Annotated in this window: 17 protein-coding genes; 7 read left to right on the top strand and 10 right to left on the bottom strand. The window is 41.7% G+C overall.

From position 1 onward, the window contains the following. Positions 1–18 precede the first annotated feature (18 nt). The 5 genes from surE (at position 19) to F1E73_RS04620 (ending at position 4,910) form a co-directional block, all read left to right on the top strand. On the top strand, positions 19–798 hold the full coding sequence (gene surE / locus F1E73_RS04600; protein ID WP_150451232.1) for a 5'/3'-nucleotidase SurE: 780 nt from the start codon (positions 19–21) through the stop codon (positions 796–798). After that, entirely contained in the window at positions 791–1,072 is a 282-nt protein-coding gene (locus F1E73_RS04605) for a hypothetical protein (RefSeq protein WP_086475950.1), read from the top strand. The genes surE and F1E73_RS04605 overlap by 8 nt, the downstream gene beginning before the upstream one ends. A 60-nt stretch (positions 1,073–1,132) precedes the next feature. After that, positions 1,133–2,260 (top strand): lipid-A-disaccharide synthase, encoded by a 1,128-nt coding sequence (lpxB, locus tag F1E73_RS04610; protein WP_150451233.1) that lies wholly within the window; start codon positions 1,133–1,135, stop codon positions 2,258–2,260. A gap of 63 nt (positions 2,261–2,323) precedes the next feature. Then, the gene (locus tag F1E73_RS04615) at positions 2,324–2,884 is read left to right on the top strand and encodes a C40 family peptidase (RefSeq protein WP_150451234.1); all 561 of its coding nucleotides are present in this window, start codon (positions 2,324–2,326) and stop codon (positions 2,882–2,884) included. Between the two features lie 43 nt (positions 2,885–2,927). After that, a complete protein-coding gene (locus tag F1E73_RS04620) occupies positions 2,928–4,910 on the top strand; it encodes a ComEC/Rec2 family competence protein (protein ID WP_223883353.1) in 1,983 nt (660 codons plus the stop codon). 3 nt (positions 4,911–4,913) lie between these two features. Here the strand turns inward: F1E73_RS04620 and F1E73_RS04625 are convergent, their stop codons facing one another. From F1E73_RS04625 to F1E73_RS04635, 3 genes are read right to left on the bottom strand one after another with little or no spacing between them, the layout of a single operon-like run. Continuing rightward, complete coding sequence (locus F1E73_RS04625; RefSeq protein WP_150451236.1) at positions 4,914–6,698, bottom strand: peptide MFS transporter; 1,785 nt, start codon at positions 6,696–6,698, stop codon at positions 4,914–4,916. Between the two features lie 35 nt (positions 6,699–6,733). Further along, on the bottom strand, positions 6,734–8,569 hold the full coding sequence (locus F1E73_RS04630; RefSeq protein ID WP_150451237.1) for a peptide MFS transporter: 1,836 nt from the start codon (positions 8,567–8,569) through the stop codon (positions 6,734–6,736). Positions 8,570–8,584: 15 nt separating this feature from the next. Further along, complete coding sequence (locus F1E73_RS04635) at positions 8,585–10,753, bottom strand: S9 family peptidase (RefSeq protein ID WP_223883354.1); 2,169 nt, start codon at positions 10,751–10,753, stop codon at positions 8,585–8,587. Between the two features lie 210 nt (positions 10,754–10,963). Between F1E73_RS04635 and F1E73_RS04640 the strand changes: the two genes are divergently transcribed. Both F1E73_RS04640 and F1E73_RS04645 read left to right on the top strand, forming a co-directional pair. After that, positions 10,964–12,298, top strand: a complete 1,335-nt coding sequence (locus tag F1E73_RS04640; protein ID WP_317132944.1) for a hydroxymethylglutaryl-CoA reductase, degradative — start codon at positions 10,964–10,966, stop codon at positions 12,296–12,298. Then, positions 12,295–13,242, top strand: coding sequence for a GYDIA family GHMP kinase (locus F1E73_RS04645; RefSeq protein WP_086475943.1), 948 nt, complete (start codon positions 12,295–12,297; stop codon positions 13,240–13,242). Before F1E73_RS04640 ends, F1E73_RS04645 begins: the two co-directional genes overlap by 4 nt. Positions 13,243–13,416: 174 nt before the next feature. On the opposite strand, the gene F1E73_RS04650 is transcribed toward F1E73_RS04645, so the two are convergent. The 7 genes from F1E73_RS04650 to F1E73_RS04680 all read right to left on the bottom strand — a co-directional run bounded on the left by F1E73_RS04650 (position 13,417) and on the right by F1E73_RS04680 (position 21,155). After that, positions 13,417–15,537, bottom strand: a complete 2,121-nt coding sequence (locus F1E73_RS04650; protein ID WP_150451239.1) for a peptidylprolyl isomerase — start codon at positions 15,535–15,537, stop codon at positions 13,417–13,419. A 103-nt stretch (positions 15,538–15,640) separates the two neighbouring features. Further along, positions 15,641–16,870 carry a hemolysin family protein gene (locus F1E73_RS04655; protein WP_394334909.1) on the bottom strand — a complete coding sequence of 410 codons (1,230 nt, stop codon included), beginning with the start codon at positions 16,868–16,870 and terminating at the stop codon, positions 15,641–15,643. A gap of 65 nt (positions 16,871–16,935) precedes the next feature. Continuing rightward, positions 16,936–17,136, bottom strand: coding sequence for a hypothetical protein (locus F1E73_RS04660; protein ID WP_086475940.1), 201 nt, complete (start codon positions 17,134–17,136; stop codon positions 16,936–16,938). Continuing rightward, positions 17,129–17,737: an LPS export ABC transporter periplasmic protein LptC gene (lptC, locus tag F1E73_RS04665; RefSeq protein WP_086475939.1), complete on the bottom strand. Its 609-nt coding sequence runs from the start codon at positions 17,735–17,737 to the stop codon at positions 17,129–17,131. The genes F1E73_RS04660 and lptC overlap by 8 nt, the downstream gene beginning before the upstream one ends. Position 17,738: 1 nt before the next feature. Then, entirely contained in the window at positions 17,739–19,109 is a 1,371-nt protein-coding gene (locus F1E73_RS04670) for a tetratricopeptide repeat protein (protein WP_086475938.1), read from the bottom strand. Positions 19,110–19,151: 42 nt separating this feature from the next. Continuing rightward, positions 19,152–20,357 (bottom strand): hypothetical protein, encoded by a 1,206-nt coding sequence (locus F1E73_RS04675; protein WP_317045156.1) that lies wholly within the window; start codon positions 20,355–20,357, stop codon positions 19,152–19,154. A 69-nt stretch (positions 20,358–20,426) separates the two neighbouring features. Then, entirely contained in the window at positions 20,427–21,155 is a 729-nt protein-coding gene (locus F1E73_RS04680; RefSeq protein ID WP_086475936.1) for a type III pantothenate kinase, read from the bottom strand. Positions 21,156–21,230 lie beyond the last annotated feature (75 nt).

The raw sequence follows: 21,230 nt of genomic DNA on the forward strand, positions 1-21,230 counted from the left end.
TGAACATAATTATATACTATGGCAAAACCTTTGATTTTAGTGACCAATGATGATGGAATTACCGCCCCGGGATTACGGGCGTTGATACGCTTTATGAAGGAAATAGGTGATGTAATTGTAGTAGCTCCGGACAGTCCCCAATCTGGGATGGGGCATGCAATAACCATAGACAGCACCTTGTATATACAAGAAGAAACGGTAGACACCCATGATGGAGCTAAGGCCGAATACAGTTGTAGTGGAACCCCGGCAGACTGTGTAAAATTGGCATTGAGGGAGTTATTAGACAGAAAACCGGATTTATGCGTAAGCGGTATTAACCACGGTTCCAATTCTTCCATCAATGTAATCTATTCCGGCACCATGAGTGCTGCTATAGAAGCGGGAATTGAAGGCATCCCAGCCATCGGTTTCTCGCTCTGTGATTACGGGTGGAATGCTAATTTTGAACCAGCCAAGGAGGCAATACAACAAATTGTACGGCAAGCCTTGGACCATGGGATACCAAAAGGGGTGGTGTTAAATGTGAATATTCCCAAGACAACTGCAGACGCACCTAAAGGCATTAAGGTATGTAGGCAGGCCAGGGCCAATTGGAAGGAAAAGTTCGACAAAAGAACCAGCCCCAATGGCAAGGAATACTATTGGCTAACTGGAGAGTTTGAGTTGTTGGACAATGGGGAGGATACGGACGAATTTGCCCTGTCCCAGGGATATATCTCCGTAGTACCTACGCAGTTTGATCTTACGGCCTACCATGCCATACAGAACCTAAATAACTGGAAACTGCATGATTAAAAAAGAAATACTTATCGGATTTATAGTAGGAATCATTGCCAATACCTTTGGCACCTTACTATATATCCTTATTTTTTCGGACTATGGCATAGCCGAAACCTATAGTATGGCAGTCCAGCAAGGACATGTAGGAAGTCTATTAGCCTTAGGCGCCGTCCTAAATCTTGCGGCCTTTTTTGGCTTCCTTAAAATAAAAAGGGATTACCGGGCTCGCGGGGTGTTGATCGCTACCTTAATGACCGCCTTTCTAATTTTATATTATAAGATCTCATAGATATATAAACGGCCTATTGCAATAACAAAACAACTACGGCTATCCTACTAAACAAGACCTATGAAATACTATATCATTGCCGGCGAGGCATCTGGGGACCTGCATGGGTCCAACCTGATTAAAGCAATAAAGACCAAAGACTCCGATGCCGATATCCGCTGTTGGGGAGGCGATTTAATGCAACAGGCCGGGGGCACTTTGGTAAAACACTATAAGGAAATGGCCTTTATGGGCTTTTTTGAGGTCATCGCCAATATCAATCAAATTTTTAAAAACATTGCCTTTTGCAAGGAAGACATCTCCCAATATAACCCTGATATTATTGTATTTATAGACTACTCAGGTTTTAATCTGCGCATTGCTGCATGGGCCAAGGAACAAGGATTCCCTACCCACTATTATATTTCCCCTCAAATTTGGGCCTCCAGGGAAGGAAGGATCAAAAAAATAAGAAGGGATATAGATGCCATGCACGTCATCCTTCCATTTGAAAAGGATTTTTATGAGAACAAGCACCATTTCCCGGTAAATTTTGTGGGCCACCCTCTTATAGATGCCATTGGCGAACTCCCCAGAACTGCCAATGAAACCTTTAGGGACCAAAATAATTTGGACGGAAAGAAACCTATTATTGCCCTTCTGCCCGGCAGTAGGAAGCAAGAGGTACAGAAAATGTTATCGCTAATGCTTTCCGTAACCAAGCAGTACCCCGAGTATCAATTTGTAATAGCGGGTGCCCCTAGTTTGGAACCCGATTTTTACCAGCCGTTTTTAAAATCGTCTCAGGTTGGGGTGGTCTTTAATAAGACGTACGACCTTCTTAGCATATCGCATGCCGCCTTGGTCACCAGTGGGACCGCCACCTTGGAAACCGCCTTATTTAAAGTTCCACAGGTAGTGTGTTATAGAGCCAACTGGATCTCCTATCAAATTGCGAAACGAATCATTACCTTAAAATTTATATCATTAGTAAACTTAATTATGGATAAGGAGGTGGTAAAAGAACTTATTCAGGGCGACCTAAACCAGCAGAACCTAATAAAGGAACTAGGCCTTATCTTGGAAGGGCCCCATAGAGAGCGGCAACTGGAAGCCTATGCCAGTTTGGAGAAAAAATTGGGAGGCGGGGGTGCTAGTGAGAAAGCTGCAGCCCTTGTTGTAGCAGCTGCCCAGGATGCATCTCACTAAAATCCTAAGATTCTCATTTAATTTTTTAAATTTGACTAATAGGTCCACTTACTTTTCAATATAATGATCAGAAAATTTCTTTCTTTAGTAGGGGTGTTTTTAGTAATCGGCTGCGGAGCGTCCAAGAAAAGAAATGTGGATACTGCCCAGAGAACGATCAGCGTTTCCCCCTCCGAAGTGTCTGTTGCACCCACCAAGGAAGAAGCCAAAGTGGTTGAAGCTAAGTCGGTAACCACTCCCAACAAATCTAGGGATATCATTGGCACAGCTCTTACCTTTTCCGGAACGCGCTATAAGTTTGGAGGCACCACTTCTAAGGGAATGGACTGTTCTGGCCTACTCTACGTATCTTTTGGGGAGCACAATATAGATATTCCACGTGCCTCTTACGAGATAGCAAAAGAAGGGGAGGAAATTAGTTTAAAGGAGGTAGCGGAAGGAGATTTACTATTCTTTGGCACTTCCAACCGGAAGAAAAACATAAACCATGTAGGTTTAGTGGTATCGGTAGACGGAAATGACATAAAATTTATTCATTCTACAACCTCTAGGGGTGTTATAGTTTCCTCGTTGCGGGAAGGGTATTGGAATTCTGCCTTTGTAAAGGCAACCAGGATCCTTTAATATGCAACTACTAAGGTTCACAGCCATAAAACTTTGCCTGTGTTTGGCGCTGGGAATCCTTTTGGGAGATTACATTAATCTATCCCCAAAAATTGCGATGATTGGCTGCCTAACCCTCTTACTACTATTGGGATGGGAGCATTTCTTTGTTCAAAAAAAGCGATTGCACTTTGGAATTCTTGTGGCCTTACTAACCGCAATGATTGGGATGCTAAGTGTTAGCTTGGCAACCATTCAAAATAACCCCCACCACTATTCCCATTTTGGGATAGCCCAATCCCGCACCTACACGCTAAAAATCCAAGAGGTCTTAAAAGAGAATGCTTTTTCCCAACGCTATATTGCCCAATTACAGTATATGGATGGCAAAAAGCTAAAGGGAAAGGTATTAGTGCAGATTAATAAAAACCCTGCTACAGCAGCGCTAAGAGTAGATGATGAACTTATCACCCACACTACCCTCCAAGCTGTTCCGCGGCCGTTAAACCCCTACCAATTTGATTATGGAAGCTATTTGGAAGGACTGGGAGTACATCACCAAATTCGCCTGTCTAAAGAGCGCTATATTTTAAAAGAACATCCAACGGAAACCCTTTGGGGACTGGCAGCGCGGACACGGAACCACATCACCTCCCAATTAAGAAAAGAAGCTTTCGGGACCGCGGAGCTAGGAATTATCCAAGCCCTATTATTGGGGGAGCGGAACGAAGTAACCGAGGCCACCAACACCGATTATAAGGATGCAGGGGCCTTTCACATCTTGGCTCTTTCTGGCTTACACATAGGGATATTATTAGGGTTATTGCACTTTTTATTAGCACCCTTGGAATTCCTACCCAACGGAAGGGTCGTAAAGATGGTAAGCATTGTACTCTTACTTTGGGCATTTGCATTTTTGGCAGGCATGTCTCCTTCTATTCTCCGTGCCGTTACCATGTTCAGCTTTGTTGCCTATGCCCTATACTTGAATAGGCCAACCAATCATTTTAACATCCTAGCCCTCTCCTTTTTTTTCATCCTACTCCTAATAAACCCCCTACTATTGTTCCAAGTAGGTTTTCAGTTAAGCTATGCCGCCGTTTTTGCCATTATCTGGATCTACCCCCTTCTCCAAAAATTATGGATACCCAAAAATTGGGTCCTAAAAAGGGGCTGGGAATTGCTTGCAGTAAGTGTAGCCGCACAACTGGGCGTACTTCCCCTCGGTCTATATTACTTTCATCAATTCCCCGGCTTGTTCTTTCTCTCTAGCCTGTTGATCCTTCCTTTCTTGGCATTGATTTTAGGCATAGGAATCGTTGTGATCACCTTAGCATTGACCAACAGCCTTCCCCATGTACTAGTTGTTCTTTACAATAATATTATAGGCTGGATGAACACTACTATTGCATGGGTAGCACAACAAGAGCGTTTTATTTTTAGAAACATATCCTTTGATGCCATTCAATTACTCTTGGGTTACACCATCCTTATCACCCTAGTATGGATGCTGGAAAAAGTCACTTTTAAAAGAACCGCTCTTTTCCTTTGCAGCATCATTTGTTTTCAACTTTGGGTAATTGGGAAAACTCAGCACATCTACCAAAAAGAACTTTTGGTCTTAGGGCATACTGGCAACAACACTACTTTATTGCATCAAACGGGGCAGAAGGCTATGGTATACACCAACAATTGGTCTAAGGCCAATAGGATGGTTACGGATTACTCTATTGCCCAACACCTTCGTCAAATAGAACATCGGCCCATAAAGAACAGCTTTAAGATAGGGAAAGAAAGTTTGATAGTGATAGACAGCACCTTTAGTAAGCTTCCCTCCCATTACCTAAAAGCCACTACCCTTTTACTAACCCAATCCCCAAAAATAAACTTAGAACGGCTCTTAGATTCGGTGCAGCCCAAACTAATATTAGCAGACGGCAGTAATTACCACAGCTATATAGCACGTTGGAAAGCCACCTGCCAAAAAAGAAAACTCCCTTTCCACTATACTGGTGAAAAGGGAGCCTATATTTTTAATAAACCTTGAATTTTATCGCACTCCGTGCATCATTTTTTTCAACAACGGGTTCAGCACAATGGAAACAAATCCTACGGCTGCTGGCACCAAAGCAAAAATTAAAAAGAAGGTCCCCAAGGAGTATTCCTCCGAAATTTTATCGATCATTCCCCCCATAGTCCCTGCGGCTTTCTGACCGATAGCGATGGCTAGGTACCAGATTCCAAACATAAACCCGATCATTCTGCCTGGCACTAACTTACTTAAATAAGATAAACCAACAGGTGATAAACAGAGTTCTCCCATGGTGTGGAATAAATAAGCCAAGATTAAGAACATCATACTTACCGAAGCGGTTTGTGCCCCTGATGGTATCCCAACGGTACCGAACGCCAAAATACCAAACCCTACCCCTAATAGAATTAATCCCAAACCATACTTCATAGCGGCACTAGGGTTGTATTTACTCTCCCACCATTTGGAAAAGAACGGTGCCAAACTAATAATGAAGAAAGAGTTTAATATCCCAAACCATGAGGCACCTACCTCTGTAGTATCCTGACTAAACTCCCTGTCTATTTTCCAGATTACGATACCCCACAGGAAAATAAATGCTAGCGCCAATATAATATTAGAGTAAGGGATCTTGGAATAGGTCTTTTTAAACAATAAATACAGTACCCAAGTAATCACCGCCAAGGGACCCACGGTAAGGATCAGATCTATGATCTTAAATACCAAGGCCGAATTCCCCGCTAATTCCCTAGCGGTATAATCCCTTGCAAAAATAGTCATGGATCCCAAAGATTGCTCAAAGGCCGCAAAGAAGAAGACGGTAAAAATCCCGAAAATGGATACCGCAATAATTCGGTCGCGTACTATCTTGGAATATCTAGAGATCCTGCTGACAATTAGGTATAAAAACATAGCTAGGGCCAATAGCACCGTAAAATTGGATCCGTCTAAGGCACCTACTTTAAAATCTAAAATATTGATGTCACCCACTTTGGACATAGGGTCGTTAAACAAGTACAGCAATCCACCTAGGGAGGATAGCACAATCAGTACCATATCCAATGTTGTAAACGGGTTGGGCTTTTCTTCTTCCTCTTTCTTTTCTCCTCCCGCATTGGCCTCATCCAATAAATCTTGCTGCAATTTCGCTTCTTTAACTACACTCGGTTTTTCCCCTATCTTCCCGAATAAATCCTTAGCCAACCAGAACTGCAACATCCCTAGAAACATAAAGATACCGGCCAGGCCAAATCCGTAACTCCAACCAAGATTTTCTGCCAGATACCCACAGAGCATCATTCCGAAAAAGGCACCTGCATTCACCCCCATATAAAAGATAGTATAGGCTCCATCTTTTTTAGACTCCTTTCCTTTGTACATTTCGGAAATCATGGAGGTAATATTTGGTTTAAAAAACCCGGTTCCTATTACCAAGAATGCCAGACCTAAATACAGGGCAAATGGAGTTTCTACAGCCATGGAAGCATGGCCAAGCGTCATTATAAAACACCCTATGATTACTGCCCATTTATAGCCCGTAAATCTATCTGCTATATAGCCCCCTATAATTGGAGTTAGGTAAAGTAGGGAGGCATAGGTCCCAATTAAGGATAATGCATGTTCCCTTGGCCATTCCCATCCTGGGTTATCACTGATCATTGGCGCAGTTAAGAACAACACCAGCAAGATTCGCATTCCATAAAAGGAAAATCGCTCCCACATCTCAGTAAAAAACAAAACAAAAAGTCCGGCCGGATGACCTATAACATTATCCTTAAATAATTTTTCAATATCGGTATTCATAAAATATGTATTTATTAAGCTTCCTTGTCTACGGTTTAATTCCCTTTCTTGATATCTGGATCCCCGAGTTCATAAGGCTCATTATCCTTAACATCATACTCATGATCCTCTGCCCCATGGGTAAGTTTTTTCAATTTCTTCAAGAACACAATAAGAAGCAATCCAAAACTCACGGTGAAAATGGTGAGCCACATAAACGTACTGAACTCCTGTTCGCTTTGCTCTTCCTCCAATACAAAGGACACTTGGTAATTATTACCGTCTCCTTTGTTCTCTATAATCTTGGCAGCATCACTATCTTTCTCGAACACCAGATTGGCATGATAAGGATTACCGGCCACCGCGTTGTTCTCCTTTAAGGTTTCTATTAATCTAGATTGGGTGCTTTTTCCTGTATCGTTTATCTCGAACAAGCTGTTAAGCAACTTTCCGGTTCCCATTTCTTGGAAAACTACCGAACCATTGTCTATAAAGACCTCACTTTTAATATTGAAGTTTTTATCCTCATTTATAGGGAAATCGTAAATCTTGACGATCCCTTTATCCAGGGTTTTTATTTCCATGGAATCTTTGGAGATAAAAGGCAGGATGCCTTCTTTATCTACCATCATTTCCCCCTGATAAGGATGCAACTGGGAAGACTCCCCAATGCTTCCGGCCAGTTTGTTTCCAAATCCTGTGGCGGCAAAATAAACTCCCATCATAATGGAGGCGTATTTAATTGGAGCCAGCTTGGTAATAAAGGAAAGTGAAACCGGGGAAGTACAAAGTTCTCCCAAGGTATGAAACAAGTACGCCAGGAAGATCCATACCATGGCTGCCTTTCCAAAGACTTCGGAACTAGCTTCCTTGGAGGCAAACATCATAAAGACATACCCAAGTCCCATAATCATGGTACCGATGGCCATTTTAAACAAGGAAGACGACTCTCTGCCTTTTTTCTTCCACCAGATCCAGAATCCGCCTACCATGGTTCCAAAAATGATAATATATCCCGCATTTAGCGATTGGAAAACAGCAGCAGGGATTTCCTCTAACCAACTTAATCCAATATGTCTATCTACTTTGGCATCTGCGTAAAGGTTCATTAAACCACCGGCTTGCTCAAAGGCTCCCCAGAAAACAATTACTATCAAGAAGGAGATTAGCAACACTAGTACCCTATCCTTTTCAACTTTATTCAAGGGGCGTTTAGCGGCTTGTCTCTCTTCTTCGGAAACATTTTTCCCTCCACTAAATTCTCCTACTCCTTTTAAATACTTCTGTCCCCAGATGAATACGGACTGTCCTATTAACATCCCTATTCCGGCCAATCCAAAACCATAGTGCCAACCGTAATAGAAGGCTACCAATCCAACGGAGATACTAGCTAAGAAGGCTCCGATATTAATACCAATATAGAAAATGGTAAATCCGCTATCCCTTCTTATGTCTCCTTCTTTGTACAAACCGCCCACCATAGTGGAAATATTAGGCTTTAGACCTCCTACACCCAAAATAATAAGGATAAGACCGGTGAAAAAGGCCCAGTCTTGTGGGATAGCCAACGTAATATGACCAGCACAGAGCAATAATCCACCTAACATCACCGTTTTTTTCTGCCCTAAAAATTTATCGGCTATCCAACCTCCGGGAATGGAAGCCACATAGACCAACATAGTATACCAACCATATAACCAAATTGCATCCTTATTAGACCACCCCAATCCGGGATCTACGGCCGTAGCCGAGGCAGCAATATAGAGCACTAAAATACCCCGCATTCCATAGTAGGAAAACCGCTCCCACATTTCCGTGAAAAACAGGATAAAAAGACCAACAGGATGGCCAAAAAGTTCTTTCCGAGGCATTTGAGTTACTGAAGTTTGCATAGGTAGATTTGTTAATTATAGATTTTCTTTAATAAAATTGGTCATTTTAGTATAGAGATGCAGCCGGGTATTCCCTCCGTATATCCCATGGTTTTTGTCTGGGTAAATGGCCCATTCGAACTGCTTATTGGCTTGCACCAATGCTTCTACCATTCGCATGGCATTCTGCACGTGCACATTATCGTCACTACTACCATGAACCAACAGGTATTTTCCTTTTAGAAGCTCAGGGTAATTAAAGGGGGAGTTCTCATCGTACCCACTTGGATTCTCCTGTGGGGTACGCATAAAACGCTCCGTATAAATAGTATCGTAAAATCTCCAAGAAGTCACTGGAGCTACTGCAATAGCCATTTCGAAGGTATCGTTCCCCTTTAGCAAGCAATTGGTAGACATAAATCCGCCATAACTCCATCCCCATATTCCGGTTCTTTCTTCATCTATATAGGGCAGTTCACTCAATTTTTTCGCGGCATCAATCTGGTCTTCCACCTCGTATTTTCCCAATTCCCTATAGGTCACCTTCTTAAATTGGGCGCCTTTATATCCGGTGCCCCTTCCATCTACACAAACCACTATATACCCTTCATTGGCCAGCATTTGGTACCAGTAGTCATTGCTCCCCATCCAAGAATTGGAAACAGACTGGGATCCCGGGCCGCTATATTGGGTCATAAACAATGGATATTTTTTATTGAGATCGAAATCGGCAGGTTTTATCATCCACATATTCAACTCATTGCCGTTGATTGCTATGGTAGAAAACTCCTTAGGGCTTAAGGTATAGGCCGCTAGCTTCTCCAACAAATGGTTATTATCCAGGATATCCTTTATTTTTTTTCCAGTGGACGCTTGGTGCAAGGTAAAGGTGGGGGGAGTAGTTGCACTGGAATAGGAATTGATGAAATAGGTGAAATCCGCACTGAAGTCGGCCGAATTCCTTCCCAGGGCAGCAGTGAGACGTTTTTTCCCCTTTCCATTGCTGCGAATACTGTACACATCCCTATTGATGGAACCGTTTTCGGTGGACTGATAAAAGATACGGCCCGACTTGGAATCGTACCCATAATACCTGGTTACTTCCCAGGGCCCATTAGTCACTTGAGATTTTAATTTCCCACTGGAGTCGTATAGATAAATATGGTTGTACCCATCTTGCTCACTTGTCCAGATAAAGCTATCATCCTTCAGAAAAGTTAGGTTGTCGGTTACGTCCAAATAGGCTTCGTCTGTCTCCTCCAACAGGGTTTTGGTTGTCCCACTAGTGGCATTTACCTGCACCAACTTTAAATTATTCTGATGCCTATTCAAGGTTTGTACACTTAGAAAATTAGGATGGTTCATCCATTTTATTCTTGGAATATAGTAGGGATCGTTTAGATCTATCTCCGTGATACTACCCGAGTTCACATCCAACATACGAAGGGAAACTACGGCATTCTCTTCTCCTGCTTTTGGATATTTAAATACGGTCTGGGTCTGGTAAAGGTCACTGCCATATACATCCATTGAGAATTCTGGAACTAAGGATTCATCAAACCTAATAAAAGCCAATTTGCTCCCATCGGAATTCCACTCGAAAGCCCTAACAAATGCAAACTCCTCTTCGTAGACCCAATCTGTAACCCCATTTATAATCTTATTCTTTTCACCATCCTCGGTAATTTGTACGGTGGTGTTTTCCGCGATATTAAAAATATAAATATTATTATCTCGTACGTAGGCCACCTGGGTCCCGTCTGGGGAAAGGGAAGGTTCTTGAATTTTATCCTCAGAAACCTTGATGGTTTTTTGGGTCTCCATGTCGTAAACGTAGTACAGCCCCAAGGTAGACCTTCTAAAAATAGGGGTAATTTCCGTTGCCAACAGCACTTTGGTTTCGTCCTTACTAAACTCATAGGAAGTAAAGAAAGGGATGCCTTTGGATGCAGAAGAGCGAAGCAAGGTTTCGGATTTCTCCAGGGTTTTATAATCGTATTTGTCTATGGAAGACTCCCTATTCGCCCTATCTAGGTTTAAAATGGTGTATTGCTCTCCATTTTGTAGGGATCGCAATTTATCCATCCCCTTGGTACTGAAGGTACCACTATAGATTTCTTCGAGGGTAATTTTATTATTTTGGGCTAGTAGCGCAGAAAAGGAAGTGAAGATGAAAATCAGTACTAAAAAAGATGTTTTTCCCACAAGATTCAATAATTATGTATAAAGTTATGATTGCAAAAGACATTTAAGACTCCTGCATATTTTATCAGTTTGCTTAAAAGTGTCAAGAATACTAAAAATTTCACAAAAAAGGCTGTTTTCGACTAATATTAACGTGTTGAAACCATGCAAAAATACACTTTTCATCCTCATTATTCCTTGTTCTCGTAATTACTATCTTTGCACGATGAAATTAATGCAATTATGATTAAACCGATAGAGGGTTTTTCCAAACTGTCCAAGGACGAAAAAATTGAGTGGATAGCGAATACCTATACCCACAACAGTGAAGAAACCATTGCTATACTGAAGCAGTATTGGAGCACTGACCAAAAACTTCAGCAATTACACGATGAGTTTATAGAAAACACCATCACAAATTTTTATCTCCCGTTGGGAATTGCTCCCAACTTCCTCATAAACAATAGACTTTACGCCATCCCAATGGCCATTGAGGAAAGCTCTGTGGTTGCTGCCGCTAGTAAGGCCGCAAAGTTTTGGCAGCATAGAGGCGGATTTAAGACCAGCATCATCGGAACCGAAAAAGTAGGTCAGGTGCACTTTATGTACCATGGGGATACCAAGAAACTACAGCAGTTCTTTAAAGAGGTACACCCCAAATTAATTTCCAATGTAGCTCCCATTATCAAAAACATGGAGAAACGCGGCGGAGGCATCAACAAAATTGAGCTAAGGGATAAAACTGCGGAACTCAACCACTACCATCAACTGCACTGTACTTTTGAGACGCTAGACGCCATGGGGGCCAATTTCATCAACTCCTGCTTAGAAAACTTTGCCGACACCCTAAAAAAGGAGGCATCGGAGTATGCTGACTTTACGAAGGAGGAAAGGAATATCGAAATTGTGATGAGCATCCTCTCCAACAATATTCCCAATTGTTTGGTGAGGGCAGAGGTAAGTTGCCCGGTTGCAGAATTAAACGAAGACAAGGGAATCTCTCCCATGGAATTTGCCCAGAAAATGGTGAGAGCAGTAGCCATTGCAAAAGCGGAGCCCTATAGGGCGGTTACCCATAACAAAGGAATTATGAACGGGGTAGATGCGGTGGTCTTGGCCACTGGGAACGATTTTAGGGCCATTGAAGCAGGGGCACATGCTTATGCTGCCAAAGACGGACAGTACACCAGCCTGACCCATGCCAGTATTGAAAATGATATTTTCAAATTTTGGATAGAAATTCCGCTAGCCTTAGGTACAGTTGGCGGCTTAACAAGTCTTCATCCCATGGTACGCATGGCACTTGAAATCCTTCAAAATCCCAATGCCAAGGAACTAATGCAGATAGTGGCCGCAGCCGGACTGGCTCAGAATTTTGGCGCCCTACGCTCTCTAGTTACCACAGGCATTCAGCAGGGGCATATGAAAATGCATCTACTAAACATCCTCAATCAGCTGGGAGCAACGGAATCTGAAAAGAAAACCCTGATCAAATATTTCAAAAAGCACACCGCCTCTCACAGTGCGGTGGTAAGTGCCTTTGAGAATCTAAGAAACCAAGCATGAGCACTTCCTTTTACAGCAACGGAAAACTACTTATAACCGGTGAGTACCTGGTGCTAGACGGCGCCTTAAGTTTAGCCGTACCCACGGTTTACGGACAATCCCTAACCGTAAAACCCGCAAGCACCAAACAGCTTATTTGGCAAAGTCTTGATGAAAAGGGAAAGGTATGGTTTCAGGAAATCTACCACCTGGGCCCGGAAGGCCAGCTTTTACCCCCAAAATCTTTGGAAGAGGGGATTGCTATTGACCCTCTACAAACGGAAGGCGTCTCCAACACCTTATATACTATTTTGGCAGCAGCTCAAAAATTGAATCCACACTTTTTGGAAGGGGAGGCCGGATTTGAAATTACCACCTCATTAAACTTTCCAAGGGACTGGGGATTGGGCTCTTCTTCCACATTGATCAATAATATTGCTCAATGGGCCCAGGTAGACGCCTATACCCTACTGTGGGATGCCTTCTCTGGAAGCGGGTATGATATTGCCTGCGCCCAGCACAATAGCCCTATCACCTATCAATTAAAAGAGGGAAAGCCAATTGTAAAAGAAGTCGCCTTTAATCCCTCCTACAAAAACGACCTATACTTTATCCATTTAAACAAAAAACAAAATAGTCGGGATGGAATTGCTGCCTACCGGTCCAAGAATCTAGACCTTTACGCAGAACTCCCAAAAATAAATAGCATTACCCAACGTATTGTTACCAGCACCAACCGCAGACAGCTAGAGAAGCTGATCACCAAACACGAGGCTATCATGAGTGAAATTCTAGGTATCCCTACAGTGAAAGAACAACTATTCCCAGATTTTAAAGGAGCTATAAAGAGCTTAGGGGCTTGGGGAGGCGATTTTATATTGGCGGTAGGCAATAAAAGCACGGTACATTATTTTAGGGACAAGGGATACAACACGGTGATTCCATATGCTAAAATGGTTAAGTAATAAAATCTGATTGCAACACTAATTGAGCCCCAGAAATAAGCTCTCAGGCATGGATTTTACGGCAATCCAGCACACTTCCCCCACATAATAACAACCTCCACCATTAGCTTATAAGGCATAAAAAAAGGCGGATCTTTAAAAGATCCGCCTTTTTATTATCGTGTTTAGAAACTACTAGTAAAACGTAGCTCTTTTATCTACAACCTCCGACGCTTCTTTTAATGCGTTGTATACAGAAACATCTACTCTTCCTGCTGCAGATGCCTGAAGGTTATTGGCATAGGTACTGTAATTATCCAATTCCGGAGCCTCCTCCTTCTTTGTTACAGTAACCATATAAACGCCGGTCTCACCCTCTAACAACTCCGAGGTAGCACCTTGCTCCAATGCAAATGCAGAACCAACTACATACGCCTCAGAACCTGCACCTGGAATAATGGGCGACTTCATCGTTAAAGCAGAGGCCGTGGCCTTATTAACATTGTTGTCGCTTGCGAATGCATCCATGGATTTCCCCTTGTTAGCATTGATAATCTGCGCTGCTTTTTTCTTATTTCTAATTTTAGGCAGCACAATTATGGAAGCATCTTCTGCTGCCATAAGTCCTTCCTTATAGCTTGCAGTAAGTTGAACCACGGCATACCCATTGTTTAGATCGAAACGCTTTACATCACCTAACTTGGTAGCGTCATTAAAAGCCCACTGCACGATAGCTCGCTGTGCAGACAAGCCTGGAAGGTTTTCGTCCATGGCCTTAATTTTATTTACCGGTCTAATTACATAGTCACCAGCTTTAGCCGTAGCAGAAAAGTCCTTGCTGTTAATGGCATCCATTTCAAATTTGGTAGCCTCGGTGAAAAGGGCATTGATAGTCTCATCGGAAGGCTCCAATTCCCTTGCCAAAGTAGCTAATTGAACCACATCGCGCTTATCATCGATCTTCACTACGTGGAATCCAAAATCGGTTTCCACCATACCAACGGTACCTACAGGGTTTTTAAAAGCAAAGTCGTTAAACTCCTCTACCATCACCCCTTCTTGGAAATATCCAAGATCACCACCTCTTGGCGCAGACGGACCGTCTGAGTTATCTCTGGCCAATTGGGTAAAAATTTCTTTATTGTTTCTGGCTTCCCTAAGTAGATTTCTTGCCTTTGTCTCAGCTTCCTGCTTCGTCCTGGTTACTTGCGGATTTGCGTTTTGCGCCCCCTCATAAGCAATCAAAATATGACTTGCCTTTACCGAACCGTTGGCCTTTTTATCCATCATTTTGGACACCTTGTAATAACCACCATCCAAATAAGGACCAAAAAGCGCTCCTTTTGGCAATGCCATTAGGGAATCTGCAAATTTTGCAGACAACTCATTTTTAGCCTTGTAGATGGTATCGTATTTTATATCGGAGTTACGATCCAAGAAAGCAGCAACATCCGTTGCATTCCTAAATCCAGGTACGGTATCGTTTGCATCTTTCTGGGCATTGTATACTACTTGGTCATCCAATAGATTGGTTATTTCGGCCTTCACCTGAGCATCATCCTCCACAGATGGTTTTTCCTCAAAATAAACAAACTGGATATCTCTAGCCACTTCCTGTTTAAAATCTTCCTTATGCTCCTTTATATACGCTTCAATTTCCTTTTTACTCACAGACACAGTAGAATCCGGAATAGAGGCGTAGGGCACTCTTACGTAAGAAATATCTATTTTATTATTAGCCAACTTATACTCTAGCTCGCCCTCTTTAAGGGTAGAAGCCACTCCGGCTCTTACCAAATTAAAATAGGACTGCTCCTTGGCATTCTGTATAATGGCTTGCTCATCTTGCAACCACAGGTTATAACGCGCTGGATTATTCTCTTTCCAATCTGCTACGGCAGCTCTAAACCTGTTTTCATCAAAAACACCGTTGGCATCGTGAAATTCAGGATTCTGAACATAGGAGGGAATGGTTTTAATATAGTTGATAATTTGATCTTGCCCCACTTGTATTCCCAAATCCTCGAACTGCTGGTTTAGGATAGTAGTTCTCAATTCCCTTTCCCACACTTGATTTACCAATTGCATGGACGAGGCCGATGGCCCCACCATTCTAGAATATGCTTCCACGTTCCGTCTAAATTGATCAATGGAAATTTTATCCCCATTTACTTCGGCAACGGAAGACCCTACCTTAGCTCCGCCACCCAGCTCATCACTGCTGAGAACTCCCGAAATAACAAATGCGAACAAGGCCAGACCTATGATCAAAATTAACACGGTTGTCCGTTTCCTTATATTCTCTAATACTGCCATTATGTAATCTATTTAAAATTAAGCCTATACCTATAGGGTCGCAAAACTACTACTTTCTTTTGAAATAATAAAAACTAAAAAACACCAAAAATTAGTGGAATAATCAATCTTTTTCTAAAACTTTTAACAAAACAAGATCTATTTTATTACTGGACACTTCCAATACGGTAAAAAGGAAATTTTGGATTCTAATTTCAGAATCTTGATCTGGGATCTCCCCCGTTTCGTTCATGATTAATCCGCCCAGGGTTTCGTACTCGTCATTTTCTGGAAGATCTAGCTTATACTGCTCGTTAACATAATCTACCTCTAACCTTCCGGAAAACTTAAAAGTACTCCCATCCAATGCTTCCTCGTGAAGATCCGTAGAATCGTGCTCGTCCTCTATTTCGCCAAACAGTTCCTCTACGATATCCTCTACGGTCATCACCCCAGAGGTACCTCCATATTCATCTAACACCACTGCAATACTCTTCCTTTTTTTGGTGAGAATATTCAGGATATCGTTGATCAGCATGGTCTCTGGAACAAACTCTACCGGCATCAGAATACTCTTTATTGTCTTAGGCTTCCTAAAAAGCTCATAGGAATGCACATAGCCAATAACGTCATCTATAGTATCTTTAAACACCAGAATTTTAGAAAAACCGGTTTCTACAAAGAGTTTCTTTAGGTTTTTAGGAGTCTCATGAAGCTCTACCGCAACAATTTCGGTCCTAGGAACCATTACCTCCCTTGCTTTTACAGCCGAAAACTCCAAAGCATTTTGAAAAATTTGAATTTCAGAGTCAATTTCATCCTCCTTTTCCACTGCCTCCATTTGCTCGGTAATATAATCGCCCAACTCCATTTTACTGAATGCCAATTGCACCTCATCCCCATCGGTCTTAAAGAACACCTTTAGAATAAAGTCTGATATCCAGATAACAAAATCGGAAATTAAGGAGAACAGCAAATAAAACACATAGGCGGGGAACGCCAATACGCGCAGCAGGGTATTGCTATAGATTTGAAAAAGAACTTTGGGCAGAAATTCTGCAGTCAGCAATATGATCAAGGTAGAAATAACCGTTTGGGTAATCAGGCTAAAATCTGTGAAAACCAACCTCACAAAACCGATGGAAGAAGTCTGCCAGCCCGAAAACAACTCCATTAACAGATCTCCCATAAACAGTCCGTACACCACCAAGGCAATATTATTACCAATTAACATGGTAGCAATAAACTTGGAAGGTCTTTTGGTAAGGAGGGTAAGCACCCTCGCCATAAAGTTATCCTGTTTCTTTTCAATTTCGATATGGATCTTGTTCGCAGAAACAAATGCTATCTCCATCCCCGAAAAAAACGCGGAAAAAAGTAATGAAATAACAATAACGATTATTGTTGCCTCCAAGACTACTATTTATTTTTATTTTGACGTTCCTCGAACCGTTTTCTGTAGGACTTTTTAAAAATAAACATCCCTATAGAAACTACTGCAAAGAACACAAACAGATAAGCCCGGTTCCTGTCCAAATTCCACTCTGCATAAATTTCATAAACGGAAATTACCGCTACGGCCAAGTAAATATACTCTGTGTACCTTAAAATCTTAATCATCCTTTTTCTCTTTTATACTCATTATCCCATAGGTTCTATTGGCATGCAGGAAACTAAACGACCTATTAAAATCCATCCCCTCCCCATCCATAACGGTTCCTTCCTCTGGATTGGTGTATTTAAATTTCTCTTGGGTAAAGATCCAGTCGTTCTTCCTATCCCAGTACAACTGTGGTGTTTCTAATTTTTTACCATCTTCGGTTTCTATCACTACATTACCCTGCAAATCTATGAGATTTGTCCGGGAATATATAATCCCATAATCTGCTGTAACTGTAGTTTTCATCCTTTTTTCATCAAAGAATTCTACCTTCAATCCATCTGGAAAAGTCCTATGAGGGAAGTCTAAGTTATCAAAATCATTGCTGACGGGGCTTTTCAAAACGGCTATCACCCTAGAGCCATACGACCCATCCTCATTTTTCGCGTCTGAAGTCTCGGTGTAGGTTAAGGTAAAATCTTCCGCAATCCCGCTGGGAAACATTTTTTTGATGGCTTCGTCCCCTACCCTTTTATAATTATCGGCACAGGAACAAAAAAGCATTGCCATAGAAAAGACTACGGCAATGCTAGTTAGTTTATATATTCTACTCAATACCATCTTATAAGCTAGGCACCTTTACGCTACCTCCAACCCAACAGGAGAAAGATATAGTCTTACCAGCCATTCCAGAGTTAAAGATATCTGTTCTGGATGGAGCTTTAGCATCGTAGCTTGTTGCTGCCTGTGCAGAGCTTCCGCTAACCGCAGGATCTACACGCCCTGCCTTACGAGCCATTTCTGCGGCTTTCCAGTAGATCGCTCTTTTCTCAAATGGAGTCTCCCCACAGTCATTAGCACTAGAAGCATACAAACTAGCAATCAATAAATAAGCTTTTCCATTCGCCGGATTAGCATCTATTGCTTTTTGAGCGTAACTCCTAGCGGTAGACTTACTACTTCTTCTGTAGCTAGTAGCAATTCTATAGGCAATGTTGGACTTCTTTCTAGAATCTGTCTCCAACTCTAACGCCTTGTTAAAATCGGCAATAGCACCTTTGGTGTCTCCTGCATTATTTTTTAGGGTACCTCCGTACATATAAGCACTAGCAGATGGCTCCATGGCCAATTGCGCCTCAAATAACTTTCTAAACAAAGGATCTTCTGTACACTCTTTGCTATACATTCTTCCCACTGCTCTTTTTACCCAAGTGATATCGTCCTTCTTAGCATCGAAACTCCTGTTATAAAGAGGGATTAAGTTCTCACAGTTTGCCAGAGCACCCAACTTACTATCAATACTTTCAGATATCTTTCCGTAATTCTCGGAATAGCTATTAAAAGATCTCAACTGTCTTTTTTCTCTAGCAGTTAAAGTACCTGCGTCTTCTTTTGGCAATAGTTTGGCAATAGAAGCAGTCAACTTTTCATTCTCCTCTTCTATCCTTTCCGTAACCGCATCATACCTTTCAAATACTTCCTCTATGTCTCTCTTTCCTTCAGCGTGAAGATCTACCAAACTGGAAAAATATAGATAAAGGGCTTTTGGGTTCTTATAATTTGCTGGATCTTCTCTGAAGGCTTTGTCCAACTCCGAATAAATCTCCTCGTTAGAAATCATTTTTTCATCAAACTTCAGCAACACCTTATCAATGATGGTTTCTGCGACACTGGTCTTAGCCGCAAAATACTTCATACGATTATCATAAAGCTCCAAGAGTTCTTTAATATTAGCGGCTTTTGCATCTCCGGTAGAATTATCTATCCTATCCTTTAATATCCTGGCGCCATATAGAATGTTAGCCCAGTTTAGGGTAGGACAGTTTTCATACACCATTTTCCAAGGCGTATAGGCCGCGTCGTAATTTTTAACCTTTACATGCTCGGTGTATATGGATAAGTTGGTCATACACTCCGGATTCTGTGCCTGTGCATGCCCCATACCTACAGTTCCCATTAAGGCTATCGCTGCAATGTAGAGTTTCTTTTTCATAAGTCTGTATATTTTAAAGTGGTTAATGTAGTAAGCATTTTATTAATTAATTCTCCTCTTGGAGAACCAACCTGTATCATTTAAAGAAAGACCTAAATTTACCTTGAAATAGTTCTCTTCTACCAAGTCTCCGTATTTGGTTCCTCTTCTACCTAGTTCAAATCCAATATTCACGTTAGAAAATTCTCTTCCTTGTCCTAGTGGCAAACCAAGTCCAAAAGTTATGCCAAAATCATTAATCTCTTTATTATCTACCACAATCCCTGAGGTAGTTATACTGGCACCAGCCCTATAGGTAACACGTTTTAGATAACTAGAAAAGGAATTATACTCGGGGATATAATACCCTCCAAACCTAATGGTATTAGCATTCTGATATTCTAAATTACTCGCAGGCGACAACTCATTCTCAAAAGTACTCAACTCTTGAAAGCTATACTCGGCCCCTAGAAACCACTTTCTATCTAGGCCATATCCCAACCCCAAGGTGGTGGTGGTAGGAATTTGAACCCCTGTTCTCGCCAGCCCCTTAGCCTCTAAATCTACCGCTATCACCTCTACATCCATACCGTTTGCGGTGGAGAATGAGCCAATGGTGCGGGTATTCCTAGAAACTAGATTTGCCTGCGTATTTACTATAACACTGGAAAACAGCGTATGCTTCCCATCTATCTTAGGAGTATAATTGAGACCAAAATTAAAATCGAATCCATTAATTCTTGAAGACACCCTATTAAAGGAACCCAACTGCACCCCTTCGGTTGTTTGTATAGTATTGATTTCCTGATTTCCAAAATTAAAATTGGAAGTCACCCCTACACTCAAATTCTTTATCATCTCGTACCCCACAGATAGGTAAACGCGATTAACCCCTCCAGAACCAGAGAATGATTCCCTAACCGTTCCCTGACCGGCAGGGGTACGCTCTGATTGAAAATTATAACCTACCGAGGTATAGGGCATAATACCAAAACCCATTCCCAATCCTTTACCCAGCCTAAAACCTAAGGACAGGTAATCCAAATTGGAAACTGAGGCACTCTCATTGGAGGTGTTGGTCTTAAAATTATATTCGTTTCGTGATAGGCCCGCCGTATAGGTTGTTAGGCCCAATTTTCCGTAGGCGGCAGGGTTATTTAAATTGATATGAATACTATCTCCATAGACACTTAAACCGCCCATCATTTTATTCTCTACCGAATTGGTTGCCCTAAAATCCCCAATACCAAAATATGAATATGGGGACACTGTACTGTTTTGGGCATATATGCTAACCGAAGTTACGCATAAAATTGCAATTATAAAATTTTTGATCATCTAGCGTTTGTTGTATTCCAGCAAATGATTTAACCCCAGAAGGAGAAAATCAGAATGCGCAAATATGGTATTTTTTAATCGTTTTGACAAAAATTGCGCATCCCCCCCTGTTAAAATAACTGTTAAATCTGCAAATCTACTTTGATATTGTGAAATTACGCCATCTATTTCGTTACAAACTCCATTGACCACTCCACTGTGAATACTGGTTTCCGTGGTATTCCCGATGAAGTCGTTGATAGGGGCTTTTTCCAAAAGCGGTAATTTGGCCGTCTGATTATTCAGTGCCCTATACCGCATGGTTACCCCAGGAGAGATTGCCCCTCCTAAATACTCCCCATAATCGTTAATAATATCATAAGTAATGCAGCTTCCTGCATCTATCACCAAGGTATTACCATGGGGATTGTGATAAAAGGCCGCCGTTGCCAAGGCAATGCGATCTACACCCAAGCTTTGGGGCGTGGCATAGGAATTTTTAAAAGGTGCTTTGGTAGTATGACTCAGAATGTGGACCCGACAAAAAACAGCCACCATATTTATTTCAGCATCACTCAATGCCCCTACTGTAGAAAGCATGGTATATTCTATACTGCTGAATTCAGAAAAAATTATTTTCACATTCTCAGCAAAATCTTTCAGGGGCACCTTACGGCTACTAATTATGTCCCGACCCTTGAAAACCGCCATTTTTGCTAGGGTATTCCCCGCATCGATAATTAAGTTCATATCGCAAATATCACTATTTGTAAAAAAACTACGAGCTTTTTCTTCATTTTTGTTTGTATATCTTAAAATTGAATT

Origin of the sequence: Arenibacter lacus, assembly GCF_008711145.1 — a bacterium.
GTDB classification, from domain to species: Bacteria; Bacteroidota; Bacteroidia; order Flavobacteriales; family Flavobacteriaceae; genus Arenibacter; species Arenibacter amylolyticus.